The 24206-nt window shown below is 69.5% G+C and carries 21 protein-coding genes; 8 read left to right on the top strand and 13 right to left on the bottom strand.

From position 1 onward, the window contains the following. Window positions 1-13 precede the first annotated feature (13 nt). On the bottom strand, window positions 14-1633 hold the full coding sequence (locus tag AB0D12_RS01505) for a multicopper oxidase family protein (protein ID WP_362675864.1): 1620 nt from the start codon (window positions 1631-1633) through the stop codon (window positions 14-16). Window positions 1634-1738: 105 nt separating this feature from the next. Further along, entirely contained in the window at window positions 1739-2209 is a 471-nt protein-coding gene (locus tag AB0D12_RS01500; protein ID WP_362675861.1) for a hypothetical protein, read from the bottom strand. Window positions 2210-2472: 263 nt separating this feature from the next. Here AB0D12_RS01500 and AB0D12_RS01495 point away from each other — a divergent pair, with 263 nt between their 5' ends. Continuing rightward, a complete protein-coding gene (locus AB0D12_RS01495; RefSeq protein WP_362675858.1) occupies window positions 2473-3399 on the top strand; it encodes an alpha/beta hydrolase in 927 nt (308 codons plus the stop codon). Between the two features lie 33 nt (window positions 3400-3432). Then, window positions 3433-3870, top strand: coding sequence for a DUF5990 family protein (locus AB0D12_RS01490; RefSeq protein WP_362675855.1), 438 nt, complete (start codon window positions 3433-3435; stop codon window positions 3868-3870). A 45-nt stretch (window positions 3871-3915) separates the two neighbouring features. Here the strand turns inward: AB0D12_RS01490 and AB0D12_RS01485 are convergent, their stop codons facing one another. The 3 genes from AB0D12_RS01485 to AB0D12_RS01475 are packed head-to-tail and all read right to left on the bottom strand — an operon-like array spanning window position 3916 to window position 5645. After that, window positions 3916-4578: a DUF305 domain-containing protein gene (locus AB0D12_RS01485; protein WP_362675852.1), complete on the bottom strand. Its 663-nt coding sequence runs from the start codon at window positions 4576-4578 to the stop codon at window positions 3916-3918. A gap of 5 nt (window positions 4579-4583) precedes the next feature. Beyond that, window positions 4584-5225 (bottom strand): DUF3105 domain-containing protein, encoded by a 642-nt coding sequence (locus tag AB0D12_RS01480; protein ID WP_362675849.1) that lies wholly within the window; start codon window positions 5223-5225, stop codon window positions 4584-4586. A gap of 60 nt (window positions 5226-5285) precedes the next feature. Beyond that, window positions 5286-5645, bottom strand: a complete 360-nt coding sequence (locus AB0D12_RS01475) for a hypothetical protein (protein WP_362675847.1) — start codon at window positions 5643-5645, stop codon at window positions 5286-5288. Window positions 5646-5916: 271 nt separating this feature from the next. Here AB0D12_RS01475 and AB0D12_RS01470 point away from each other — a divergent pair, with 271 nt between their 5' ends. Together AB0D12_RS01470 and AB0D12_RS01465 are read left to right on the top strand one after the other, a co-directional pair. Next, window positions 5917-7278 (top strand): glutamine synthetase family protein, encoded by a 1362-nt coding sequence (locus tag AB0D12_RS01470; RefSeq protein WP_327323208.1) that lies wholly within the window; start codon window positions 5917-5919, stop codon window positions 7276-7278. A 388-nt stretch (window positions 7279-7666) separates the two neighbouring features. Further along, window positions 7667-8170, top strand: coding sequence for a hypothetical protein (locus AB0D12_RS01465; RefSeq protein ID WP_362675844.1), 504 nt, complete (start codon window positions 7667-7669; stop codon window positions 8168-8170). Between the two features lie 401 nt (window positions 8171-8571). Here AB0D12_RS01465 and AB0D12_RS01460 read toward each other — a convergent pair whose 3' ends face one another. Then, window positions 8572-9141, bottom strand: coding sequence for a hypothetical protein (locus AB0D12_RS01460; protein WP_362675841.1), 570 nt, complete (start codon window positions 9139-9141; stop codon window positions 8572-8574). 326 nt (window positions 9142-9467) lie between these two features. Between AB0D12_RS01460 and AB0D12_RS01455 the strand changes: the two genes are divergently transcribed. Further along, a complete protein-coding gene (locus AB0D12_RS01455; protein ID WP_362675838.1) occupies window positions 9468-9809 on the top strand; it encodes a hypothetical protein in 342 nt (113 codons plus the stop codon). Window positions 9810-9873: 64 nt separating this feature from the next. Then, window positions 9874-11220, top strand: coding sequence for an aldehyde dehydrogenase family protein (locus AB0D12_RS01450; protein ID WP_362675835.1), 1347 nt, complete (start codon window positions 9874-9876; stop codon window positions 11218-11220). Window positions 11221-11255: 35 nt separating this feature from the next. Here AB0D12_RS01450 and AB0D12_RS01445 read toward each other — a convergent pair whose 3' ends face one another. The 4 genes from AB0D12_RS01445 to AB0D12_RS01430 all read right to left on the bottom strand — a co-directional run bounded on the left by AB0D12_RS01445 (window position 11256) and on the right by AB0D12_RS01430 (window position 15356). Continuing rightward, window positions 11256-11438 (bottom strand): hypothetical protein, encoded by a 183-nt coding sequence (locus AB0D12_RS01445; RefSeq protein WP_362675832.1) that lies wholly within the window; start codon window positions 11436-11438, stop codon window positions 11256-11258. Window positions 11439-12047: 609 nt separating this feature from the next. Then, window positions 12048-12479: a VOC family protein gene (locus tag AB0D12_RS01440; RefSeq protein WP_362675829.1), complete on the bottom strand. Its 432-nt coding sequence runs from the start codon at window positions 12477-12479 to the stop codon at window positions 12048-12050. 108 nt (window positions 12480-12587) lie between these two features. Further along, on the bottom strand, window positions 12588-13139 hold the full coding sequence (locus AB0D12_RS01435) for a pyridoxamine 5'-phosphate oxidase family protein (protein ID WP_362675826.1): 552 nt from the start codon (window positions 13137-13139) through the stop codon (window positions 12588-12590). Between the two features lie 66 nt (window positions 13140-13205). Next, entirely contained in the window at window positions 13206-15356 is a 2151-nt protein-coding gene (locus AB0D12_RS01430; protein WP_362675823.1) for a PIG-L family deacetylase, read from the bottom strand. A 330-nt stretch (window positions 15357-15686) separates the two neighbouring features. On the opposite strand from AB0D12_RS01430, the gene AB0D12_RS01425 reads away from it, so the two are divergent. Then, window positions 15687-18674: a bifunctional [glutamine synthetase] adenylyltransferase/[glutamine synthetase]-adenylyl-L-tyrosine phosphorylase gene (locus AB0D12_RS01425; RefSeq protein ID WP_362675821.1), complete on the top strand. Its 2988-nt coding sequence runs from the start codon at window positions 15687-15689 to the stop codon at window positions 18672-18674. A 150-nt stretch (window positions 18675-18824) separates the two neighbouring features. Here the strand turns inward: AB0D12_RS01425 and AB0D12_RS01420 are convergent, their stop codons facing one another. The 3 genes from AB0D12_RS01420 to AB0D12_RS01410 form a co-directional block, all read right to left on the bottom strand. Further along, on the bottom strand, window positions 18825-19715 hold the full coding sequence (locus AB0D12_RS01420) for a phosphatase PAP2 family protein (protein ID WP_362675818.1): 891 nt from the start codon (window positions 19713-19715) through the stop codon (window positions 18825-18827). A gap of 84 nt (window positions 19716-19799) precedes the next feature. After that, on the bottom strand, window positions 19800-20831 hold the full coding sequence (locus AB0D12_RS01415; protein WP_327323195.1) for a LacI family DNA-binding transcriptional regulator: 1032 nt from the start codon (window positions 20829-20831) through the stop codon (window positions 19800-19802). Window positions 20832-20856: 25 nt separating this feature from the next. Continuing rightward, on the bottom strand, window positions 20857-22494 hold the full coding sequence (locus AB0D12_RS01410; protein ID WP_362675815.1) for an alpha-amylase family glycosyl hydrolase: 1638 nt from the start codon (window positions 22492-22494) through the stop codon (window positions 20857-20859). Window positions 22495-22857: 363 nt separating this feature from the next. Between AB0D12_RS01410 and AB0D12_RS01405 the strand changes: the two genes are divergently transcribed. Further along, on the top strand, window positions 22858-24129 hold the full coding sequence (locus AB0D12_RS01405; RefSeq protein WP_362675813.1) for an extracellular solute-binding protein: 1272 nt from the start codon (window positions 22858-22860) through the stop codon (window positions 24127-24129). Window positions 24130-24206 lie beyond the last annotated feature (77 nt).

Genomic DNA, 24206 nt, shown 5'->3' with positions numbered 1-24206 from the left:
CCTCCCCCCAGGGCTACGCGCGGTAGGCGACGGTCGTCATCATCCCGGACTCGGAGTGGTAGATGTTGTGGCAGTGCAGCATCCACAGGCCCGGGTTGTCGGCGTCGAAGTCCACGGTCACTTTGCGGTGCGGCAGGACCGCCGTCGTGTCCTTGCGGGCGCCGGACCCGTTGATGCCCGCCAGGGCGAAGGTGTGGCCGTGCAGATGGATGGGATGCCACATCTCCGTGGTGTTGATGAACACCATGCGGACCCGCTCGTGGGCGCGGACCGGATAGAGCCGGTCCGGGGAGTAGGGCTTCTCGTCGAAGGCCCAGTCGTACTTCTTCATGCCACCGGTCAGCTTGATCCTCATGATGCGGTCCGGTCTGCGCCGGGTCAGGGCCACCGACTCGTCGGGTTCGAGGTGGGCGGCCGACGACAGCACCTTCCGGTTCAGCTCCGCCGGACGTACGGACGGCGCAGGGAGCGCCCCGCGGCCGGTGCGCAGCACGGCCATCGACGAGGCCTTCTTTCCCTCGGCGAGTGCGGTGAGCGGAAAGACCCCGTCCCCGGCGGTGACCATCACGTCGTACCGCTCGCCCATGCCCACGAGCAGGGAATCGGTCTTGGTGGGGCGGACGGGGAAGCCGTCGGTGTGGGTGACCGTCAGCTTGTGGCCGCCGAGCGCCACCCGGAAGGCCGTCTCACCGCCGGCGTTGATGATGCGCAGCCGGATGCGGTCGCCGGGCTTGGCGCTGAACTGCGCGGGGTCGTCCGGCATCCGCCCGTTGATCAGGTAGTACGGGTAGGCGACATCGCCCCCTTCGCCGCCGAGCAGCTTGCTGGTCGCGCCTCTCCTGACCCGCGATGGGCCTTTCGCCTTTCCGGCCGGGGGTGCCATGGACATCATGTGCTCGCCCGAGTGTCCGGCCCTGCCGTGGTTCAGCTCTGCCAGGACCGCCTCCGGTGTGGAGCCGTCGACCCCGTCCACCCAGTCGTCCAGGAGGACGACCCACTCCTTGTCGTACGACATCGGCTCGTTCGGGTCCTCCACGATCAGCGGGGCGTACATACCGCGGTCCAACTGCACACCCGAGTGCGGATGGAACCAGTACGTCCCCGGGTTGGAGACCTTGAAGCGGTACGTGAACTCCGCGCCCGGGCGGATCGGCTGCTGCGTCACACCCGGCACCCCGTCCATGTCGTTGCGCATCGAGATGCCGTGACAGTGCAGCGAGGTCTCCTGCGGCAGGTGGTTGGCGAGGGAGAGCGAGAGGATCTCACCGGCCTTGAGCCGGACCTCCTTGCCCGGCAGCCGGTCCCCGTACGCCCACGTCTTGACCGTCCGGCCGCCGCCCAGCTCCAGCCGGGTGGCCGTGGCGGTCAGCTTGAAGGTGCGGACAGGGCCGGAGTCCCGTGCCTCCTCGCGCCCGACGACATCCGGGCCGTCGGCGGAGACGAAGCCCTCCGGGCCGTCGGGGGCGACATAGGCCTGCGGCGTCGCCTTGGGCGTCGCCTTCGGAGGGCTGCCGCCGTGGTTCGTCGATCCGTGGCCGGTGCCCGACGAGTCGGAGCAGGCGGCCAGAACTCCCGTACCGGCGGCGGCGATTGCTGCGCCGAGCACGGCGCGGCGCGTGTGGTGAGCGCGCATGACTGTGCACCTCGTGGTGTGTGGTGATGCGTGGCAGATGGGCGCGTCTGCTGCTTCTGGTACACCGCTCGGAGCGCGGAGGTTCCCAGGCAGCCGGGCGCATTTCTAGATCCGCAGCACCGACAGCCTGGCGAGGAGGGTCTTTCGGAGAGGCGGGTTGGGCCACAGCGCACGGAGTATCCGGGCGTGCCAGGCCGCGAGCAGAGCGACGGGGTCGGTCCGCAGCAGCCCCGCCGTCAGCAGGACGAAGGTGAAGGTGTCCAGCGCGGCGAGGCACAGCGTCATCAGGTCCATGCCTATGCCCGGGAGGTCCGGTCCGGCGTTCTGCAGGCTCACGGGACCGGCGGTGTGGTGGCGCCCAGGGAGCGCCATGTCCACCGCCGAGGACGAGAGGGTATGCCCCACTGCCGAGGTCGGGACCGTGTGTTCCTGCGCCGGGGACGGGGCCGCGTGCTTCTGCGCAACGTCACCGTGCACCGGCACCGGGCGTCCCGCCGTGTGCATCGTGGCGATCCCGAACAGCAGCGCCACGAACAGCAGCGGCTGCCCGAACCGCGCACGCAGACCGATCGCCATGGCCCGCACGCTACCCCCACCCGGTATGCGTCAACGTGCGACCCGCCCTCTCGCCTCCAACTATTAGCCCATAATGTCCGGAAGTGTCTGCGTCGCTCTGCCGGGAGTGCTCGCCATCGCCCGGACCCTCCGCCGACGCCACCTTCCAGGCAGGCCGCCGCACTTGGTCACGGGGGCGGGTAATGGCTCCACGTGGTCCTCGTGGCAGGCTGGCCGACGGTGCTCGCGCTGTCCCTGGCGCGGGAGGGGGCGAAGGAGCGACGGTGACCTTTGTACGAGTGGGCGGCGTACCGCACCATGTGGTCGTCGAAGGCAGCGGCCCGGTCTGCGTACTGAGCGCGGGCCTCGCGATGAGCTGGTTCGACTGGGACCCGGTCGTGCCGCTGCTCGCACCGCACCGCACCGTCGTCCGTTTCGACCGGCCCGGACACGGGCTGAGCGGCCCGGCCGCCGTACCGCCCTCCGCCGCTGGGGAGGCTCATCGCATCGCGGGCGTCCTCGACACCCTCGGCCTGGACGGGCCCGGCCAGGACGGGCCCGCGACCGTCGTCGGGCACTCGATCGCCGGGTTCCACGCCGAGGCCTTCGCCCGCCTCCACCCCGCCCGTACCGCGGCCGTTGTCCTCGTCGACTCCAGCGTCGAGGAGCACGCGCGCGTGCCCGCCGCACCCGCACTGCGCACCGCTGCCGCCCGTACGCTCGGCACCGCGCTCGCCGCCGCCGGAATGCCCGCGGCCCTCGGGCCGTTCACCCGCCGCGCCATGATCCGCCTCTCCCGCACCGCCGGTGGCGACCCGGCCCCCGCCGCTCTCGTACGCCGCCGCTACGCCACCTCCCGGGTGCTGCAGGGCGCCCTGCTGGAGAACACTCACTACCGCGCCGTCGCCGCCGGGCTCCTCGCCCTGCGCGAGCGCCACGCCATACCGGACCTCCCGGTCACCGTCCTCGCCGCGACGGCCGGGGCGACGGCCGGCGGGGCGCGCTGGCTGGAGCGGCAGCGCGCACTGGCCCGGCAGCTCGGCGGCCGCTTCGAAGCGGTCGAACCGGCGGGCCATCTGATGATGCTGGACCGTCCGGAGGCGGTGGCCCGGGCGGTCCTGGACAGCTACGGTTCGCGAGCCGGGCGAGCCGGGCGAGCCGTCCGGGCCACCCGGGACGGCTCCGGTTCGGCGTCCCAGCCGCTCGCGTAGACCCGCTCGGTCCGGTGAAAGGGGCCCTCTGGCATGGCACGGCTGACCCTGCGCATCACGGGCCATGAGCTGCCCGGCAGCGCCTGCGGCGAATACCGCCATATCCATGTGGGCACGCAACGCGGCAGGGATCCCGACCAGCTGGTGTCCGCCGACGCGGCCGATGCGGTATTCGAGATCCCCGTCGAGACCGTCACCGCGCCCGATGGAACGGCCGACTTCCGCGGCCCGTACGTCCAGGGGCGTCGTGGCGAGCGCTTCATCTATCTGACCTGGGGTGAGCTGCCGCCGGGCGGCACCTTCGCGATGTTCCGCCGGGCCAAGGTCTTCCTCGCGGAACTGCCGGAAGAGGCCCTGGCCGGCGGCGCCGTGGAAACCTGCCTCGGGCTGACGGACGGGCAGGGCATGCCGCTCTGCGCCGCCATCCGTCCGCCCCGGATCGCCTGGCGGCTGACCAGGACGGACGGCTGAGCGCGGCCGGGACTCTCAGGCCCCGGCACCGGGATCTTCAGGTCCTCAGGTACGGACCTCGGCGCCCCGCTTGTGCAGCAGATCGACCATCAGGCCGACCTCCGAGCGCTGGGCGTCCACCATGCCCTGGGCGAGATCCCGCTCCGTATCCACGGTGCAGAGCTTCACACAGCCCTCGGCCATCGAGATGCCGCCGTTGTGGTGGATGATCATCAGCTGGAGATATTCGATCTCGGCCTGCCTGCCACTGGCCTTGCCGAGCCGCCCCAGGTCGGTATTGGTCGCCATGCCCGGCATCAGCGAGCCGTCCTTGGCCTGATGCCCGGAGTGCGCGGCGTGACCGCCTTTCATGTCCGGCATCATCCACGCCATCGGCTCGCTGTCCGTGGAGACCTTCGGCAGCCCCCACAGATCCAGCCAGCCCAGCATCATCCCGCGCTGGTTGGCCTGGGTGTTGGCGATGTCGTACGCGAGGCGGCGCACCTCGTCGTCCTTCGTACGGTCCCGGACGATGAAGGACATCTCCACCGCCTGCTGATGATGGACCGACATGTCGCGCGCGAAGCCGGCGTCCGCCGAAGCCGCCGACGGCGTACGGGACGTGGCGCCTTCATTGCCGCTGCCGCCCGCGGAGGCCACCGTGGCGGCGCCCGCGAAGAGCAGCGCGAGCACGACCGCCGTGATGGCCGCCCAGTGCGTACGGGTCATACCCGTCACTTGGCACCCAGACCGTTGGTGCACGCCGCGCCCGGCTCGGGGGTCTGCGTGCCCTGGACGTACTTGGTGAAGAACTGGTTCACGCGCGGGTCGTCGGCACTGTCGACGGTGACCTGCTTGCCCCAGGCGCTGAGCATGATCGCACCGGACTGGTTCTTGACCGGGCTCATCAGCGTGTACGGGGTCTTCTTGACCTTCTCGCCGAGCTTGGTCACATCGGCCGCGGGAGCCTTGTCGTTGTACGTCACCCAGACCGCGCCGTGCTCCAGCGAGTGCACGGCGTTCATGTCCGGGATCGGCTCCTTGTAGACGTCACCGTTGCAGTTCATCCACACCTGGTTGTGGTCGCCGCCGACCGGCGGCTTCATCGGGTAGGTGACCGTTTTGGTGACATGGGTGCGGCCGAGCTTCTTCGCGTTCCAGGACTTTTCGCCGGTGATGGGAGCCTTGGCGTCGGCGACCTTCTGCTCCTTCTTGTCCGACTCCTTGTTGAGCGCGAAGACGCCGAAGCCGACGAGACCGGCGACGACGACAGCGCTGATGCCGATCGTGATGATGCGGTTACGGCGCTCGCGGCTCTGCTCGGCGCGGCGCATCTCTTCTATCCGGGCCCGGCGGTCGTTATTGCGGGAAGCCATGGTGGTTGTCGTCCTTCGTGAAGTCTGCGGTGATCAAGGGGCTGGGGGAGGCGGGACCTGTTATGTCCGCAGCACTTGAAGAACGTGAAGGTCCGGGGCGCGCGCGAGCGCCCCGGAGCGGGGCAGCCGGCCGGTGGGAGCCGGCAGGTCGAGATGCGGGGGCTGTGCGCCGGCCTCGAGCGGGGAGTCCAGCGGTGGCGCGGTGAGCACGGCCGGGCTGACCAGCGGCAGCAGACCGCAGGCGCCGTCGTCGTACGGGCAGGTGTACGCGGTCGGGACGTCCGGACGGGCGGTGTGGTGCGGGGCGGGGGCCGACGGGCTCAGACAGATGAAGAGCGCGCTGAGGAGCGTCGTCACGGCACTCAGCAGTGCCATGGGACGCGCGGTGCGCGCGATGTGGTTGAGCCGGGAACCCCCCATGGCCGCAGATGGTAGTAGGCAGCGGCGTTGCGCACCTCATATGGGGCTGGTAACAGCCATTCCCCCACCTCCCGGGAAGTGGCGGGGAAGGAGCGAAGGGGGCCTCAGGGTCGTCTCGGGGTACGTCCTGACCCACAATGGGCACTGTCGGTACTGCCGGTACAGCGGGCACCGGCGGCGCGGGCAGTGGACGCGGGCCGCAACGCGCCTGAAACTCTTGGATGGCATGCTCGTGCGGAGCAGGCGGCTTGACCAGCAAGGATGGGTGGAAATGGATAAGCAGCAGGAATTCGTGCTCCGTACGCTCGAGGAGCGCGACATCCGCTTCGTGCGCCTCTGGTTCACCGATGTGCTCGGCTTCCTGAAGTCGGTCGCGGTGGCGCCCGCCGAGCTCGAGCAGGCCTTTGACGAGGGCATCGGCTTCGACGGCTCCGCGATCGAGGGCTTCGCACGGGTCTACGAGTCCGACATGATCGCCAAGCCGGATCCGAGCACCTTCCAGATCCTGCCGTGGCGCGCCGAGGCGCCCGGCACGGCTCGGATGTTCTGCGACATCCTGATGCCGGACGGTTCCCCGTCCTTCGCCGACCCGCGCTTCGTACTGAAGCGCATCCTCGCCAAGACCTCCGACCTGGGCTTCACCTTCTACACCCACCCGGAGATCGAGTTCTTCCTGCTGAAGAGCAAGCCGCTCGACGGCACCCGCCCCACCCCCGCGGACAACTCCGGCTACTTCGACCACACCCCGCAGAACGTCGGCATGGACTTCCGCCGGCAGGCGATCACCATGCTCGAATCCATGGGCATCTCCGTGGAGTTCAGCCACCACGAGGGCGCGCCGGGCCAGCAGGAGATCGACCTGCGGTACGCGGACGCGCTGTCCACCGCGGACAACGTCATGACCTTCCGCCTGGTCATGAAGCAGGTCGCGCTGGAGCAGGGCGTGCAGGCGACCTTCATGCCGAAGCCGTTCAGCGAGTACCCGGGCTCCGGCATGCACACCCACCTCTCACTCTTCGAGGGCGACCGGAACGCCTTCTACGAGTCGGGCTCGGAGTACCAGCTCTCGAAGGTCGGCCGCTCCTTCATCGCGGGCCTGCTCAAGCACGCGGCGGAGATCTCGGCCGTGACCAACCAGTGGGTGAACTCCTACAAGCGCATCTGGGGCGGCTCGGCCCGCAGCGCGGGCGCGGGCGGCGAGGCCCCCTCGTACATCTGCTGGGGCCACAACAACCGCTCGGCCCTGATCCGCGTTCCGATGTACAAGCCGGGCAAGACCGGCTCGGCCCGGGTCGAGGTCCGCTCCATCGACTCGGGCGCGAACCCCTATCTGACGTACGCGGTCCTGCTGGCGGCGGGCCTCAAGGGCATCGAGGAGGGCTACGAACTCCCGGCCGGCGCGGACGACGATGTGTGGGCGCTCTCCGACGCGGAGCGCCGGGCGATGGGCATCGAGCCGCTGCCGCAGAACCTCGGCGAGGCGATCGCGCTGATGGAGCGCAGCGAGCTGGTCGCCGAGACGCTGGGCGAGCATGTCTTCGACTTCTTCCTGCGGAACAAGAAGCAGGAGTGGGAGGAGTACCGCTCCGAGGTCACCGCGTTCGAGCTCCGGAAGAACCTGCCGGTGCTGTAAGACCAGGTCAGGGCGGTCTCTTCCGTCCGTTAAAGCGCAGAGGCCGACGATTCGCATCGTCGGCCTCTGCGATCACCTGCGTGAGACCTGTCAAAGACCGAGGCAGGACAATCCCACGCCGCATCCCCCAGCGGCCGTGCGGCACGCGCTTCACACGAGCGCACCGGCATAGACCATGGACGCAGTCACCACCGCTATCCGATCAGGACGGGCTGGGACGGTTGTTCACCCCGAACCGGGGCTCTGCGGACGCTCCTACCACTGGTCCCGCCGTCGTCCACTCACACGTGCTGTGCTGCGGAGCGTCCACGGAAATGGGACTCTTGAAGCTCAGCCTCCGGGTACGGGTCACCGACTCGAGATTGATTGCTCAGCAGGAGGACCGCCCATGATCAGAGTTATGCGGCCGCTTCTTCACGGCGCTGTTGCGGGACTCGCCGGTACGACCGCGCTCAATATCGCAGGCTATGCCGACATCGCGCTTCGAGGCCGGCCCATCAGCGATGCACCTGAGATCACAGTGCGTAGCCTTGCTGCGAAGCTCCGTATTCGGATCCCCGGGGACGGTCAGATCCTGGAGAACCGGATCGCTGGCCTTGGCCCCTTGACCGGATACACCGTGGGGCTGGGCATGGGGGCGGCGCTGTCATTGGCACAGGCTGCTGGTTGGCCTCCGACGAAGGCTTCCCGCTATGTCGTTGCGTCTCTCTTTGCCCTGACTGCCACAAATGCGCCGATTATTCTTTTGGGAATCACGGATCCACGGACCTGGGCAACCTCGGACTGGGTCTCAGACATCATTCCGCACGTTCTCTATGCGGTAGTCACAGTCAGCGTCATTGACAAGCTGGAAGCAGCAGGCCCCAGCTTTGATGGCCAGATCCCGCAATGACGCCCTCGGACAGTCCTTCACCCAACCTCGATTCGTCGGCAGCCACACCCGAGACCGTGACCTGCGGCAACATGGAATAGTCAAAGGGCCTCCGGAGCCGTGTGCTTATCAACTCCTGGGCAGTCGAGCAGTGGCTGGCAACAATCATTGACAACTCCCCGTTGCCTGGCGCGAAGGGTCCGGCGCGGCCTGGCCGACCCCGACGCGGAAGGCCGGATCGACTGGTCGATGGTGAGCGTCGATCCGACCCGTCTCTGGGCCGTCGAAGGGTGGCCCACAGCGACCAACAACGACCAAGAACCTGCCAGTGCTGTAGCGGCAGGTCAGCGGCGCTCAGCCGACAGAGCAACGTACCGGGCCAGAGGCAGTTCGCCTCTGGCCGGCGTTGTCTCAGGGGACCTTTAGCACGGGATGACGTGCCAGACCGGGGCCCAGTCGTAATTGCCGTTGTTGGCGTACGCGCCGGGCGTTGTGTAGATGGTGTTGTAGCCGCGGTCCAGGAACCTGGCCCTGGTGCCCGGGGTCTGGTTGTTGCTCCAGGATCCGGGGCCGTTCCAGTTCGAAAGGTCGTACGTCTGGCACTTCCACAGGTTGAACTGGGTGCCGGTGAAGCTGGTGCCGGTCCACATGCAGAAGTTCTCGTACGGACAGGCAGCCTTCGGGCCCGCCGCGCTGGTCAGGTCGCGGGCGTAGCGCTCTCCGGGTACGGCGACGACGATCTCGCCCTTGCCCGCCAGTTCGATCTTGTTGGCGGCGACCTGCTTCCCACCCACCGTGGTGAGGTAGCCGTCGACCGTGGTCTGCAGTTGCTTCGCCTGGGCGCCGGTCAGCCCCGCCTGCTTCGCCTGGGCGGCGAAGTCCTGGTGGCTGATACCGCTTGCGGCGGAGGCCGTGCCGGTGAGTCCGATCAGTGCTGCGGCGACGAGTGCCATGACGGCGAACACCGACGCGGTCAGCTTGCGTAACGCCATGCGTGATTCCCTCAACTGGTTCTCGAGCTGAATGCCCGCGCTCTTGCGGCGGGTATGCCCATGAGTCTCTCGGGGCGTCAGCGGGGCGGACAACCGCTTTCTGTATAGATGTCCACAAGACGCCACTCATGCCATTGATCACTCAACGGGCAGGAATGGTCCTTGTGTTAGCGCGCCCCTCCCGGGGCTCGGGTGGCGGGGACGCGGCACGTCGCCCGGCGGCCCGGCGGCGCCGTAGCCCGGCCGGCCGCTCCCCGGATGCCACCCACCCGGGAAACCGGCAGGGTGGCTTCACCAGGACTTTCCCGCACAGACGAGGACCGCCCATGTCCGTGACCGATCACCGGCGTCTCCGCGTCGCCGCCGGGGCCGTGCTCCTGACCTTCGCCGTCTCGGGCTGTTCCGGTCACGGCCGCGACGCGGTGGGCACCATCTCGTACAGCACGGAGAAGAACCTTGTGGTGACGGTGTCGAATCCCCTGGTCACGGGCTGCCACCGCCTCGGGCCCGCCGGTGCGGTCAGGGTCGTCAACAACACCATGGTGGACATGGTTCTGTACCCCAACGAAAACTGCTCCCGCGGTACGACGACGTATGTGGCAACCACGTTGTCCGACAACATCGCGCCCGTCGCCAGGCCGTGGCGGAGCTACAGCCTTGTCCATTGAGGTGCCCCGACGCCGGCCGAAATCTGTTCGGCGACCGCGAAGTACCGCGCCTCACTGTTGGTAGATGTACCTACATTCGTATCGAGGAGCCGTCGTGCACTCACACGCTGAACAGCCCGCCGATGTCGTCGCCCGGCTGCGTGCCACCTTCCGCACCGGGCGTACCAAGCCGCTCTCCTGGCGTACCGAGCAGCTGATCGGCCTGCGGACCATGCTGACCGAGCACAGTCAGGAGTTCGCTGCCGCGCTCCGTGCGGACCTGGGCAAGAGCGAGCGCGAGGTGTCCCGTACCGAGATCGGCTCCACCGTGGGCGGGATCGACCACACCCTGGAACAGCTGGAGGAGTGGCTGCGGCCCGAGCCCGTCGAGGTTCCCGAACGTCTGCGTACGGCGACGGCATGGACGGTGCAGGACCCGTTGGGTGTCGTACTGGTCATCGCGCCCTGGAACTATCCGGCGCACCTGCTGCTCGCGCCGGTGGTAGGCGCGCTCGCCGCGGGCAACTGCGTCGTCGCCAAGCCGAGCGAGCTGGCTCCGGCCACCTCCCGGGTCATCGCCGAGCTGCTGCCGCGGTTCGTCGACAGGGACGCGCTTGCCGTGGTGGAAGGCGCCGTCCCGGAGACCACCGCCCTGCTGGAGCAGCACTTCGACCACATCTTCTACACCGGCAACGGAACCGTGGGCCGCATCGTGATGCGCGCGGCCGCCGAGCACCTCACCCCGGTGACTCTGGAACTCGGCGGGAAGTCGCCCGCGTTCGTCGACCAGGGCGCGGACCTGCAGACGGTGGCCTCCCGGCTCGTAGCCACGAAGTTCGTGAACGCGGGCCAGACCTGCGTAGCCCCGGACTATGTGCTCACCGACCCGGTGACCGCGAGCAAGCTCGAGGACGCCTTGGAGACGGCTGTGCAGCAGGCGTACGGCGATGACCCGGCGGCCTCGCCCGAATACGGGCGGATCGTCAACGAACGGCACTTCGACCGGCTGACCGGCCTCCTCGGCTCGGGCCGTCCGGTCGTCGGGGGCGAGCACGACCGCGCGAGCCGCTATCTCGCCCCGACCGTACTGGCCGGAGTGTCGCCGGACTCCCCGGTCATGTCCGAGGAGATCTTCGGCCCGATTCTGCCGATCGTGGAGGTCGCCGGCCTCGACGAGGCCATCGCGTTCATCAACGACCGGGACAAGCCGCTGGCGCTGTACGCGTTCACGGGATCCGCCGCGACCCGCGACCGGCTGCTGGCGGAGACCTCCTCGGGCGGCGTCGGGTTCGGCCTCCCGATGGCCCATCTCACGGTGTCCGGTCTGCCCTTCGGAGGGGTCGGCGAGAGCGGCATGGGCAACTACCACGGCCAGTACTCGCTGGAGACGTTCAGCCACCGCAAGGCCGTGCTGGACATGCCGCTCGGCTGAACCGCGCGGTGGCTCCCGGGCGGGGAACCGGGGTTTCACGCTGTCTCCCATCCGCCGGCGAGGCGGCGGTGCCACCAGAATTGCGTGCGCCACCTCCTGCGGCGGGCGAACGGGTCCGGCAGGGTGCGTCGCGAGTACGCCGCATCCAGCGGATCCAGGAGTTGCTTGAATTCGGCACGTGCTCTCGCCGGCAACTTCTCCAGGACGTCCTCGAGCACGTCGCGTGCGTGCCTGACGTCATCGAAGGAGCAGCCACGGCATGGGCACACTGCGTCCTGCGGGTACAGGGCGCGTCGACCTGGTGGGCTGAGGAACTCCCGATACCGCCGCAATGCCCGATCGGTGGAACCCGGAGATACGTAGTAGTCGTCGCTCAGTCCCTCGACACGGTGTACTGCCACGCTCGTGTCGGCAGAGAGGCCATGGATTCGGGCGGGCGGGGCAGGTCCCCAGACGCGGGGCAGCGGCTGTTCGGCGCGCAGAGCGCGAGGCCGTCTACGCGGCATCGGCCTTTCGGCATATGGTCATGGCTGTCATCATGCCAGCCTCAACGGCCGCGTGAGCACCTGGTGTTCCCAGCCGAGCCGCTCGGACTCGTCGAACCCACCTGCTCTCGCTCTCACCAGGGTGTTACGGGACGGGGCTCCTCTGTCAGCGGTTGGATGTGTACGCAATGAAGTCGGCGCATGCTCGCGGCGCGAGGGCGAGCTGTGCGCCGTCCACGTCCTTGGAGTCCCGTAACGGCGACCGCTGCGACCGAGCCCTCCGTGCTCCGGAACCGGGATGCTGCCCCGGCTGTGCCGCACGCGGAGACCTGGCCGCCTGAGTCAGCGTTCCGCGAGTGGTGCCGGGGCCTCCTGGACCACCCAGCCGTTGCCGTCCGGGTCCTTGAAGAACATGAACGAGTTCCATGTCTCGCCCGGGCCGTCCTCCCAGCCCCCTCGGCCCACGTGCTGGATCGCGCTGACGGGCACGGACCGGTCGGTCAATGCGGTGTGGGCCGCGGCGATGTCCGTCACGCACAGTTGGAGGCCCTGGAGTGAGCCCGGGGTCATGGCCTGCTGGCCCGGACGGTCGGGCATGCCGCTGGTCAGTGCGATCGAGCAGCGGGAGCCGGGCGGGGTCAGCTGGATGATGCGGATGCCGGGGGCCACCTCCTGGTCGAGGTCGACCTTGAAGCCGCAGCCGTCCTCGTAAAACGTCTTCGACCGGTCGAGATCGGAGGACGGGACCATGATCACTTCAAGTGTCATTTCCATCGGTGGTGTTCCCCTCGCTGAGATCGATTGAGCTGAGACCGATTGGATTGAGATCGACTGAGCTGAGACCGATTGGATTGAGATCGATTGGGTGGAGACCTGCCGAGTTCACTGCGCGAACTGCCATCGGGTCTGCCCGAACGGGTCGCCCTTGCTGAAGCCGAACGCCGTGCGCGGCGAGACCCGGAAGACCAGCGCCGGGCCGCCGCCGCCCACGAACACGCCGTCGCGGACCTCGAACTTCCAGTCCTCGCCGTACTTCTCGACGTACACCCCGGCCAGCGCGCGCAGTCGCGTCTCGTCGGTCACCCGCACCGCCTCGCCCTCGACCACCAAGTCGTAGCCCTCGCTCAGGGCGTTGGCGCCGGTGGTGAGGACGACCTCCTGATTGTGGCGGAGGTTCTTCGCTTTGCGCTCGTCCGCGCCGGTGCAGAAATGCAGCCCGCCGTCGTGCCATACGGCGATCAGCGGGGTGACGTGCGGACGGCCGTCGGGCCGTACGGTCGACAGCCAGAAGATCTCGGCGGCGCTCAGGCGTTCAACCGCCCGGGACCAGTCGGCAGTGGTGGCCTTCTCGTCGCTGTACCGGGCGTCCAGCTCGGCTTGGGGCTCGTCCTCGGGGTTGTTTCCGGGGCTGTTCACACGGTCGTTCTCGGGCATGGCGCGGTCCTCTCGCATTCGGGGTCACCGAATGTGTAGACCGTGCCCCGCGCCCGTACTCATCGGTCAGCCGACCGGAGTCCAGGAAGCCAGCGAACCGCGGGCATCGGCCTGCGCCCAGTACAGGCGGCCGTCCAGGCCCACCGCCGCCAGACCCGCGCTCTTCGCCCCGCCCGGTACCCCCGACGGCGCGCCCGCGAACAGCGAACCGGCCGCCCGCCACTGGGCCCGCCCGGTCTGCGCCGACCTGCCTGCCGCGCCCGTTCTGCCGGTCCCCGCGACGGCCGGTGCGAGCAGCGCCGTGCCGGGTACCCCGGTCCGGGAGCGGACCGCGAGCAGGGTGTCGTCCGGGCCCGAGGCGCTGACCGGACCGAAGCCCGCCAGGCCGCCCAGCTCCGTGACCGGTGAGACGCCGGTGCCGGAGAACCGGACCGTGCGGACATCGCCCGAGCCGGGCTTGCGGAACCAGAGCCGTACGCCGTCGCCGTCACGGCCCGCGCTCAGCGTGAGCGTCGTCGGCGGCAGTCCGGTCGCGGTCGGGCCGGTCAGCGGCGCGCCGGGCGCCGGCTGGATGAAGGAGACGACCGAGCGGGCGGTGCTGACGAAGACGTACTGGCGGCCCGTCGCGTCGGTCGCGGCGACCGGGTCGCCATGCAGATTCCGGCCGCCCCGCGCCTGCCACGGCGTCCAGGAGCCGTCCGGCCGCTGGGCGGTGGAGCTGAGCGAGTGGCTTCCATTGCGCAGATGGACGGTCATCAGGCCGGCGCTGTTCACGGTCACCGCCGGGGCGCTGATGTCGGAGGTCTTGGAGGCGTCGTCGCGCTCGGGGGTGCCGAGCGAGCGCCATGGCCCGAACGCGCCGTCCGGTGTGCGCTGCACGGTCGTGACGACGTCCCTGCGGTAGTCCTCCGGGCCGCCGCCCAGCGTCGTACGGGTGCCGAACACGGCGATCCGCCCATCAGGCAGCTTCGCCGAGGTCACTCCGCTGTCGATGCCCCCGCCCGCCAGCAGCTTCGGACCGCTCCACGCGCCCTTGGCTCCGGCAGGCCCGGCCGCCCTGTGCCAGACCGCCAGCCGCGTGTCGAGCACCGAGAACGCCCAGAGCCCGCCGTCCCTGCCCGGCTGCACCCAGGACGTGGACTCGCCGCGCGTGTAGCGGACGGACTGCGCCCAGCCGTGGCCGGCGGGGCGGGCGGCCACCTTGCGGTCGCCGCAACCGGCCTTGTCGCCGCAGTGGTCCTCGCCGTCCAGCCAGGCGTACGTCTTCAGCGTGCGCAGCTTGGCCGCGGCGGTGGCCGGGTCGAGGGTGCGCGGCAGTCCGCTGGTGAAGTAGCCCAGATAGTTCTGGACGCTGAAGGCGGGACGGCCGGGTGAGTCGGCGTACCGCGTGAGCGCCGCCTGCACGAACCGCGCGGCGTACATGTGGTCCTGGTGGTCGGTGAGCTTGCCCGACGTGGCGTTGCGGCCCGGCGTCGGGTCCTGCATCCGGACGTGGGTCGGGCGGAACCGCTCGAGGAGACCGGCGACCGTGTCGACGACCTCTTCCCTGGTGTACGCGAAGCGCTTGGTGACCGGGCCGCCGGAGGCGAGCTGCGAGCCGAGCGTGTCCACCCGGCCGTCCCACAGACCGTGCAGGCTCTTCGGCCGGTCGCCCGCGATCGAGCCGGCCTCGTGCAGCTGCACCCACACCAGGTTGACCTCGGGCCGCGTCTTGAGGGTGTCGAGCTCGGCCGTGCCGCCGCCGGCGGTGGGGATCGTGATGCGCTGCCAGGGGCTGGTGCGGTTGCCGGTGGCCATCTCCGCGTAGGCCGCGCGAATGCCGTTCTGCCGGGCCTCCGCGTAGCGGCCCTTGTCGGCGGCGGGCAGCTTGGCGAGCGCGTCCGCGGACAACGGGCCGCCGCCCGGAGCGCTTTTGGAGGCGTTCACGCCGTCCGCTTCGCCCGCCGTGAGGTACACCGACGTCAGAGCGCGGCCGGCACCGACCGACTGGCTGGTGTCCGGGTTCATGAAGAACAGGTCGTCGTCCGGGTGGGCGACGATCTGCATCACGGAAGCGCCCGCGGGACGGGCCGCCGGGATCACGTTCTCCTGGGCGTCGGAGGTGGCCTCCTCGGCGCCGGAGAGGCAGGCGATGGCGACGAGCGGAGCCAGGATCAAGGTCGCCGTCAGGCCACGACGGGACAGCAGGGCGGAGCGGCGGGGCCCGGACGACAGCATGCGGTTGTGCCTTCGGTTTTCAAGGGGTCAAAGGGTCCTGACCAGCGGTGATCGAGAGCGATCAGTGCTGGTCGGCCAAGAAGACGGAAATATCGAGCATGCGGTTCATTCGCCCCGAAGGCCGAACAACATGTCTCATGTCACGTCACCCGCACCGCGGCTCACACTTCATCCGCACCGCGGCTCACCGGGGTCCCCCGCGCGTCCCTGCGGCTACGCTCGAATCCGGACCTTGATCGGCCGGTACGGGACCGCAGAGCCCGGCCGGAACAGGGCAGGCAGGACAGGGCAGGCAGGCAGGACCGGGCAAGCAGGACAGGAGACCGCGGAATGACGGTGCCGGGGCGCAGGAGCAGTAACGTCACCCGACTGCTGCGGCACGGCTTCACCGATCCCTCCGCCGCCGAACGTCTCCTCGACCTCCCCGACATGTCCTCCGCTCGGACGGACCCGGTGCTGCTCGACGCGCTCGGGGCCACCGCCGACCCCGACCTCGCGCTCCGCGGCCTCGTACGGCTGGTGGAGGCGCAGGACCCGGCCGAGCGCCAGAGCCTCCTCGACACCCTCATCACCGCGAAACCGCTGCGCGACCGGCTGCTCGGAGTGCTCGGCGCCTCCGAGGCGCTCGGCGACCATCTGGCCCGCCACCCGCGCGACTGGCAGGCCCTCGTCACGTACGAGGCGACCGATCTGCACCCGGGCGTCGCCGACTTCGAACGCGGCCTCGCCGACGCCATCGACCCGGTCACCCTGCGGATCGCCTACCGGCGGTGCCTGCTGTCCATCGCGGCCCGCGATGTGTGCGGTACGACCGACGTCGCCCAGACCGCCGCCGAACTGGCCGATCTGGCGACGGCCACGCTGCGGGCGGCCCTCGCCATGGCCCGCAGCGCCGCGCCCGCGGACGCGGCGCAGTGCCGGCTCGCCGTCATCGCCATGGGCAAGTGCGGCGGCCACGAACTGAACTATGTCTCAGACGTGGACGTCATCTTCGTCGGCGAACCGGTGGAGGGCGCCGACGAGAGCAAGGCCATCCAGGCCGCGACCCGGCTGGCCTCCCATCTGATGCGGATCTGCTCCGAGACAACGGTCGAGGGCACCATCTGGCCGGTCGACGCCAATCTGCGGCCCGAAGGGCGCAACGGCCCGCTGGTCCGTACGCTCTCCAGCCATTTCGCGTACTACCAGCGCTGGGCCAAGACCTGGGAGTTCCAGGCGCTGCTCAAGGCCCGTCCGGTCGCCGGTGACCTCGCGCTCGGCGAGGACTACATCGAAGGCGTCTCACCACTGGTGTGGCAGGCCGCGGAACGCGAGAACTTCGTCGGCGACGTGCAGAAGATGCGCCGCCGTGTCGTCGACAACATTCCGGTCGCCCAGGTGGAACGCGAGCTCAAGCTGGGCCCGGGAGGTCTGCGGGACGTCGAGTTCGCCGTACAGCTGCTGCAGCTGGTGCATGGGCGCAGCGACGCGACACTGCACAGCGGCACCACGCTGGAGGCCCTGCGGGCGCTGGCGCACGGCGGATACGTGGGCCGGGCCGACGCCGCGCAGCTGGACCAGGCGTACCGCTTCCTGCGCGCCATGGAGCACCGCATCCAGCTGTACCGGCTGCGGCGTACGCATCTGGTGCCGGAGGACGAGGCCGATCTTCGCCGCCTCGGGCGTTCGCTCGGCCTGCGTACGGACCCGGTCGCCGAGCTCAACAAGGAATGGAAGCGGCATGCGTCGGTGGTGCGACGGCTGCACGAGAAGCTGTTCTACCGGCCGCTGCTCGACGCCGTCGCCCAGCTCACACCCGGCGAGACGCGGCTCAGCCCGGAGGCGGCGCGGCAGCGGCTCGAGGCGCTGGGTTACGCCGATCCCGGCGCCGCACTGCGCCATCTGGAGGCCCTGTCATCGGGTGTGACCCGCAAGGCCGCGATCCAGCGGACCCTGCTGCCGGTGCTGCTCGGCTGGTTCGCCGACTCGGCCGACCCGGACGCCGGTCTGCTCGGCTTCCGCAAGGTGTCCGACGCGCTCGGCAAGACCCCCTGGTATCTGCGGCTGCTGCGGGACGAGGGCGCGGCCGCCGAGAATCTGGCGCGCGTGCTGTCCGCCGGGCGGCTCGCCCCGGACCTGCTGCTGCGGGCCCCGGAGGCGGTGGCCCTGCTGGGCGACCCGGAGGGCCTCGCGCCGCGCGGCAGGGAGGCGCTCGAGCAGGAGGTCCTGGCGGCCGTCGGGCGCGCGGACACGGCGGAGGCCGCGGTCGCCGCGGCCCGTGGTGTACGCCGACGGGAGCTGTTCCGTACCGCCGCGGCGGATCTGATCGGTTCGTACGGCACCGAGGACAGCCCGGCCGAGGCCGACCCCGGCGAGCTCGTGGACCGGGTCGGGAACGCGGTCACCGACCTGAACGCCGCGACGATCTCGGGCGCGCTGAGGGCCGCTGTGCGCGCGCAGTGGGGCGACGCGCTGCCGACGCGGTTCGCGGTCATCGGCATGGGCCGCTTCGGCGGCCACGAGCAGAGCTACGGCTCCGACGCGGATGTGCTCTTTGTCCACGAGCCGCGTGAGGGCGAGGACGAGCAGGAGGCGACGCGGGCCGCGAACAGAGTCGTCGAAGAGATGCGCAGGCTGCTTGAGCTGCCCACCGCGGACCCGCCGTTGCTGATCGACGCGGATCTGCGTCCCGAGGGCAAGAGCGGCCCCGTGGTCCGCACGCTCGCCTCCTACGAGGCCTACTACCGGCGCTGGTCGCTGGTGTGGGAGAGCCAGGCGCTGCTGCGGGCGGAGCCGATGGCGGGCGACGCGGATCTGGGCCGGCGCTTCATCGATCTGGTCGATCCGCTGCGCTATCCGGCGGAGGGCCTCGGCGACGACGCCGTACTCGAGATCCGCCGGCTGAAGGCCCGGATGGAGTCCGAACGACTTCCCCGCGGCGCGGATCCCACGCTCCACACCAAGCTGGGCCGCGGCGGGCTGAGCGATGTGGAATGGACGGTCCAGCTGTTCCAGATGCGCCACGGCTGGGCGGAACCGGGCCTGCGCACGACCCGCACCCGGGAGGCGCTGGCGGCCACGCACGCGGCGGGGCTCATCTCCACGGAGGACGCGCAGATCCTGGACGAGGCGTGGGTGCTGGCGACGCGGGTGCGTAACGGCGTGATGCTGGTGCGCGGCCGGGCGGGCGACACGTTTCCGTCGGGCGGCCGCGAACTGGCGGCGGTGGGGCGGTACTTGGGTTATGGCCCGGGGCATGTGGGCGACATGCTGGACGACTACCGCCGGATTACGCGCAGGGCGCGGGCCGTGGTGGAGGTGCTGTTCTACGGGGCGTAGAGGGGCGCCGGGGTGGAGTTCCCGGGGCCCCTGTCGGGGCCACGCCCCGAACCCCGCTCCTCAATCGCCGGAGGGGCTTGTTCTGGCCCGGTAGGGCTTGTGCGGGCCCGGTACCGCGCCGCGCTCCTCAATCGCCGGTAGGGCTTGTTTTCAGCCCGGGGTTTTCAGCCCGGGGCTGAAGCGGGGTAGCGGCCGGCCCAGGGTGTCGTTCTTCTCCACCAGCTGTGGCAGCTGATGCGGCAGCGTCCGGTACCAGGCGTACGAGACCGCGAAGCCGAACGCCAGACAGATCATGCCGCCCACCGCGTCCAGCCAGAAGTGGTTCGCCGTGGCCACGATGACGACCAGCGTCGCCGTCGGATAGAGGATGCCGAGGATCTTCACCCAGGGCGCGGCAGCCAGAGCGCAAATGATCAGGCCGCACCAGAGCGACCAGCCGATGTGCATCGACGGCATCGCCGCGTACTGGTTCGACATGTTCTTGAGGTTGCCCGAGGCCATCGAACCCCAGGTGTGGTGGACCAGGACCGTATCGATGAAGTCGTGGCCGTCCATCAACCGGGGCGGTGCGAGCGGATACAGGTAATAACCGACCAGAGCCACACCTGTCGTGGCGAAGAGGGCAGAACGGGCAGCCGCATAACGGCCCGGATGCCAGCGGTAGAGCCACACCAGCACACCGATCGTCACAATGAAGTGCAAGGTGGCGTAGTAGTAGTTCATCGAAACGATCAGCCATGTCACGGAATTCACGGCGTGGTTGACCGTCTGCTCCACCGCGATGCCGAGCGAGTGCTCGGCATTCCAGATCCAGTCGGCGTTGCGCAGTGCCTGCGCCTTCTGCTCCGGCACAGCGTTGCGGACCAGCGAGTATGTCCAGTAACTGACCGCGATCAGCAGGACTTCGAACCAGATCCGCGGGCGGCGGGGCGACCGTAGCGTGTGCAGTCGCGTACGGGCTGGCGCTTCGGCGGCCTCGTCCACCATGGGTGACGGGGCAGCCGTCCGGCTTTCCATAGTCTTCACGGTCGTTTCACCCATGGGACGAGAGTCTGCCAGATGCCGTCCCCCGACCGATCATCCCCTGGTTGAGTTCCCGACGCATCCGCTACGCCTTGAGGACACTCAGGTACGCCCGGCGGCTCCGGGTCCGGAAGCCGTTGAACCGCGAACCACCAGCTCAGGCATGAAAACGAACTCGCTGTGCGGGGCAGGGGTGCCGCCGATCTCCTCCAGGAGCGTTCGGACGGCTGCCTGACCCATGGCCTGCACCGGCTGCCGGATGGTGGTCAGCGGCGGGTCCGTGAACGCTATGAGCGGAGAGTCGTCGAAGCCCACCACGGATACATCCCGCGGCACCTCCAGACCCTGCCCACGGGCGGCCCGGATCGCTCCGAGCGCCATCATGTCGCTCGCGCAGACCACGGCGGTGCACCCGAGCCCGATCAGGGCGCTTGCCGCGGCCTGACCGCCTTCCAGTGTGTAGAGGGAGTGCTGTATGAGCTCTTCGGACTCCTCGGGGGCGAGGCCGAGTTGATTCTCCATTGCCTGCTGGAAGCCCTCGATCTTCCGCAGCACGGGAACGAAGCGCTTCGGGCCGACCGCCAGGCCGATCCGGGTGTGGCCGAGTGAGGCGAGATGGGTCACCGCGAGGTGCATCGCGGCCCGGTCGTCGGGCGAGACGAAAGGGGCCTTCACCTTGGACGAGAAGCCGCCCAGCAGGACATAGGGGACACCCTGCCCGCGCAGCTGGTCGTAGCGCTGCATGTCGGCCGTGGTGTCCGCGTGCAGGCCCGAGACGAAGATGATCCCGGAGACGCCACGGTCCACCAGCATTTCGGTGAGCTCGTCCTCGGTGGAGCCGCCCGGGGTCTGGGTGGCCAGGACCGGGGTGTAGCCCTGCCGGGTCAGTGCCTGGCCGATGACCTGCGCGAGTGCCGGGAAGATCGGGTTGTCCAGCTCCGGCGTTATGAGGCCGACCAGGCCGGCGCTGCGCTGTCGCAGGCGCACCGGGCGCTCATATCCGAGCACATCGAGCGCGGCGAGTACGGATTCGCGGGTTGCCGCGGCCACACCGGGCTTGCCGTTGAGCACGCGGCTGACTGTGGCTTCGCTGACCCCCGCCTGGGCTGCGATGTCGGCAAGCCGTGCGGTCACAGGATTGGACTGTACCGGTCGCACGTCAGATTGCCCACCACGCACAGCAATCAGCCGGAATACGGGCTGTGTCACCCGTCGGCTCCATGGTCCCGGAGGAGAGCAGCAGCCGTCCCGGCAGGGGCACTTCGATCACCGATCCGGTGGTGTTGAGGGTGCAGGCCAGGCCCGGGCGGGACAGGGCGAGCAGCCCTTCGGGGCCCGGCAGCCACCGCATCGGGCCGCCCGGCAGCTCACGGCGGAGCGCCAGCGCCGAGCGGTAGAGCTCGAGCGTCGAGTACGGGTCGCCGGTCTGGGCCGCCACGGACAGCTCCCGCCAGCTGTCCGGCTGGGGCAGCCAGCTGGATCCGGGGCCGAAGCCGTACGGCGGTTCCTCGCCGGACCAGGGGATCGGCACCCGGCAGCCGTCGCGGAAGCCGTCCTGCCCCGCCGCGCGGAGGAAGGCGGGGTCCTGGCGCACATCGCTCGGCAGATCGGTGACCTCGGGCAGGCCGAGCTCCTCGCCCTGATAGATGTACGTCGAACCGGGCAGCGCGAGCATGAGCAGCGCGGCCGCGCGGGCCCGGCGCAGCCCCTGCTGCCCGCCGCCGTAGCGGGTGGTGTGACGGACCACGTCGTGGTTGGACAGCACCCAGGTGGTGGTCGCCCCTACCGAGGCGGTGGCGGTCAGTGACTCATCGATCACACTGCGCATTTCCTCGGGATCCCAAGGGCACCGCAGGAACTGGAAGTTGAAGGCCTGGTGCAGTTCGTCGGGGCGTACGTACAGTGCGAGCCGGTCCGGGCCGGGGGCCCAGGCCTCGGCGACGCCGATCCGGTCGCCGGGGTAGGAGTCGAGGAGCCTGCGCCAGGAGCGGTGGATCTCGTGCACCCCGTCCTGGTCGAAGAAGGGCAGTTTCTGGGCGCCGATCAGCCTGGCCTGTTCCTTGTGGCCGATGTCCGGCAGGCCGACCGCCTTGACCATGCCGTGCGCGACATCGATACGGAAGCCGTCGACGCCGAGGTCCAGCCAGAAGCGCAGCACAGACTCGAACTCCTCGTGCACCTCCTCGTTCTCCCAGTTGAGGTCGGGCTGCTCGGGCGCGAAGAGGTGGAGGAACCACGCACCGTCCGGAGTGCGGGTCCAGGCTGGGCCGCCGAAGACCGACTCCCAGTCGTTCGGCGGCAGCTCACCGGCGGTGCCCCTGCCGGGCCGGAAGTGGTAGCGCTCGCGGGCCGCACCCCCGTCGTGGTCCGCGAGCGCGGCCCGGAACCACGGGTGCTGGTCCGACGTGTGGTTCGGGACGATGTCCACGATCACCTTCAGGCCCAGCGTGTGGGCGGTGCGGACGAGATCGTCGGCGTCGGCGAGATCCCCGAAGAGCGGGTCCACGGCCCGGTAGTCGGCGACGTCGTAGCCGCCGTCGGCCTGCGGCGAGGCGTAGAAGGGCGTGAGCCATACGGCGTCGATGCCCAGCTCGGCGAGATGAGGCAGACGCCGGGTGGCCCCGCGCAGATCCCCGACGCCGTCACCGTCACTGTCGGCGAAGGAGCGCACGTACACCTGGTAGATGACGGCATCGCGCCACCAGCCAACGCCCTGGGTGGAAGAGCTTGCAGAACGCGGACCCTCGGCTGCCGCGGGGCCGGGCAGGGCGACGGCGGAAGCGAGTTCGTGGGTCATAGGTGGTCCCTCTCGTACGGTCCGGATGCGGGGGGGACGTACAACTAACGAGGTCAACGTGGGTGTGGGCGCGTGGTGGCGGTGCTCGGAGGACCAAAATAACAGCCTTGCAAGAGCTTGCGAGGGGTGTTGCGGAAGTCTGCCGCAGGTGCCCAGGGCGGCGGAAATGGCCTCCGTCAAGCGATGTAATGGCAACTCTCAGGACACGCGGATGTAACGATCCCCCGCTCTTGCAGAAAATTGCCGCAAGGTCTTTCCGCTCTCTTTCATCCTTGTTACGTTCCTGCCGAACCCGGCGCCGCGAGGGAGCGGTCGGCAGGGGGCTTGGCCTCCGCCATCTCGGGCATCTCTGAAGGAGTTCACATGCGGCGTGGCATAGCGGCCACCGCGCTGGTAGCGGCACTGGCACTGGCAGCGACGGCGTGCGGCGGGGACGACGGCGGTGACAAGGCCGGCGGCCCGGTCACCCTCACCTGGTGGGACACGTCGAACGCGACCAACGAGGCGCCGACGTACAAGGCGATGATCGCCGAGTTCGAAAAGGCGAACAAGGACATCAAGGTCAAGTACGTCAACGTCCCGTTCGACCAGGCGCAGAACAAGTTCCAGACCGCGGCCGGCAGCAAGGGCGCTCCCGACATCATCCGCGCCGAGGTCGGCTGGACCGCCTCCTGGGCCAAGTCGCAGTTCCTGGCCCCGCTCGACGGCACGGACGCGCTCAAGAACACCGGGGACATCACTCCCTCGCTCCTCAAGCAGGCGCAGTACCAGGGCAAGACCTACGGTGCCCCCTTCGTCACCGACTCCCTCGGCCTGATGTGGAACAAGGAAATCCTGAAGAAGGCCGGCTACGACAAGGCGCCGGCCACCTGGGACGAAGTGAAGACCGTCGCCAAGGCGGTCAAGGCGAAGGCCGGCGTCGACGGCTTCACCGTCCGCGCCGACGCCTACTTCGAGCTGCCGTTCCTCTTCGGCGAGGGCACCGACATGGTCGACGCCGCCGGCAAGAAGATCACGGTCAACTCGCCCGAGGCCGTCAAGGCCGTGGACACGAGCAAGGCCCTGCTCGCCGCGCCGGGCGTCTCCAAGCTCGATGTGACCGCCGACGCCTACGCCCACATGATGGACGCGTTCAACACCGGCAAGGTCGCGATGATCGTCCAGGGCCCGTGGGAGCTGACGAACGTCTACAAGGGCGCGGCCTTCAAGGACAAGGCCAACCTGGGCATCTCCAACGTCCCGGCCACCGCCTCCGGCAAGGCCGGCGCCCCGACGGGCGGCCACAACCTCTCCGTGTACGCCGGCTCCGACAAGGCGCACCAGGCCGCGGCCCAGAAGTTCGTCGGCTTCATGACCTCGGGTGAGACCCAGGCCAAGATCGCGCTGAAGAACGGCACGCTGCCGACCCGCACCTCCGCCTACACCGCCGAGGTCAAGGCCACCCCGGGCATCACCGAGTTCCAGGCGATCCTCGCCGGCTCTGCCCGGCCGCGTCCCGAGCTGCCCGAGTACAGCTCGCTCTTCGCCGACCTCGGCACCAACCTCGCCGCGATCCTCCAGGGCAAGGTGAGCACCCAGAAGGGCCTCGACACCACCGCCGAGTCCTACAAGAAGCTGCTCAAGGACTTCTCCTAAGGCGCCCGCCGGCCGTCCGGACCGCTCCCGAACAGGGACGGGCCGGACGGCCGCCCGTGGTGGTACGGCCGGCCCAC

Origin of the sequence: Streptomyces sp. NPDC048479 (assembly GCF_040651435.1) — a bacterium.
Lineage (GTDB): Bacteria > Actinomycetota > Actinomycetes > Streptomycetales > Streptomycetaceae > Streptomyces.
This window is presented reverse-complemented; position numbering and strand designations above follow the sequence as displayed.

Bases quoted from the DNA above. Each gene is read 5' to 3' on its own strand.
- AB0D12_RS01450 (WP_362675835.1), top strand. From the start codon at position 9,874: ATGTACCTACATTCGTATCGAGGAGCCGTCGTGCACTCACACGCTGAA.
- AB0D12_RS01410 (WP_362675815.1), bottom strand. From the start codon at position 22,494: ATGACCCACGAACTCGCTTCCGCCGTCGCCCTGCCCGGCCCCGCGGCA.
- AB0D12_RS01455 (WP_362675838.1), top strand. From the start codon at position 9,468: ATGTCCGTGACCGATCACCGGCGTCTCCGCGTCGCCGCCGGGGCCGTG.
- AB0D12_RS01460 (WP_362675841.1), bottom strand. From the start codon at position 9,141: ATGGCGTTACGCAAGCTGACCGCGTCGGTGTTCGCCGTCATGGCACTC.
- AB0D12_RS01420 (WP_362675818.1), bottom strand. From the start codon at position 19,715: ATGGGTGAAACGACCGTGAAGACTATGGAAAGCCGGACGGCTGCCCCG.
- AB0D12_RS01425 (WP_362675821.1), top strand. From the start codon at position 15,687: ATGACGGTGCCGGGGCGCAGGAGCAGTAACGTCACCCGACTGCTGCGG.
- AB0D12_RS01480 (WP_362675849.1), bottom strand. From the start codon at position 5,225: ATGGCTTCCCGCAATAACGACCGCCGGGCCCGGATAGAAGAGATGCGC.
- AB0D12_RS01485 (WP_362675852.1), bottom strand. From the start codon at position 4,578: ATGACCCGTACGCACTGGGCGGCCATCACGGCGGTCGTGCTCGCGCTG.
- AB0D12_RS01405 (WP_362675813.1), top strand. From the start codon at position 22,858: ATGCGGCGTGGCATAGCGGCCACCGCGCTGGTAGCGGCACTGGCACTG.
- AB0D12_RS01500 (WP_362675861.1), bottom strand. From the start codon at position 2,209: ATGGCGATCGGTCTGCGTGCGCGGTTCGGGCAGCCGCTGCTGTTCGTG.
- AB0D12_RS01505 (WP_362675864.1), bottom strand. From the start codon at position 1,633: ATGCGCGCTCACCACACGCGCCGCGCCGTGCTCGGCGCAGCAATCGCC.
- AB0D12_RS01490 (WP_362675855.1), top strand. From the start codon at position 3,433: ATGGCACGGCTGACCCTGCGCATCACGGGCCATGAGCTGCCCGGCAGC.
- AB0D12_RS01470 (WP_327323208.1), top strand. From the start codon at position 5,917: ATGGATAAGCAGCAGGAATTCGTGCTCCGTACGCTCGAGGAGCGCGAC.
- AB0D12_RS01430 (WP_362675823.1), bottom strand. From the start codon at position 15,356: ATGCTGTCGTCCGGGCCCCGCCGCTCCGCCCTGCTGTCCCGTCGTGGC.
- AB0D12_RS01435 (WP_362675826.1), bottom strand. From the start codon at position 13,139: ATGCCCGAGAACGACCGTGTGAACAGCCCCGGAAACAACCCCGAGGAC.
- AB0D12_RS01465 (WP_362675844.1), top strand. From the start codon at position 7,667: ATGATCAGAGTTATGCGGCCGCTTCTTCACGGCGCTGTTGCGGGACTC.
- AB0D12_RS01440 (WP_362675829.1), bottom strand. From the start codon at position 12,479: ATGGAAATGACACTTGAAGTGATCATGGTCCCGTCCTCCGATCTCGAC.
- AB0D12_RS01475 (WP_362675847.1), bottom strand. From the start codon at position 5,645: ATGGGGGGTTCCCGGCTCAACCACATCGCGCGCACCGCGCGTCCCATG.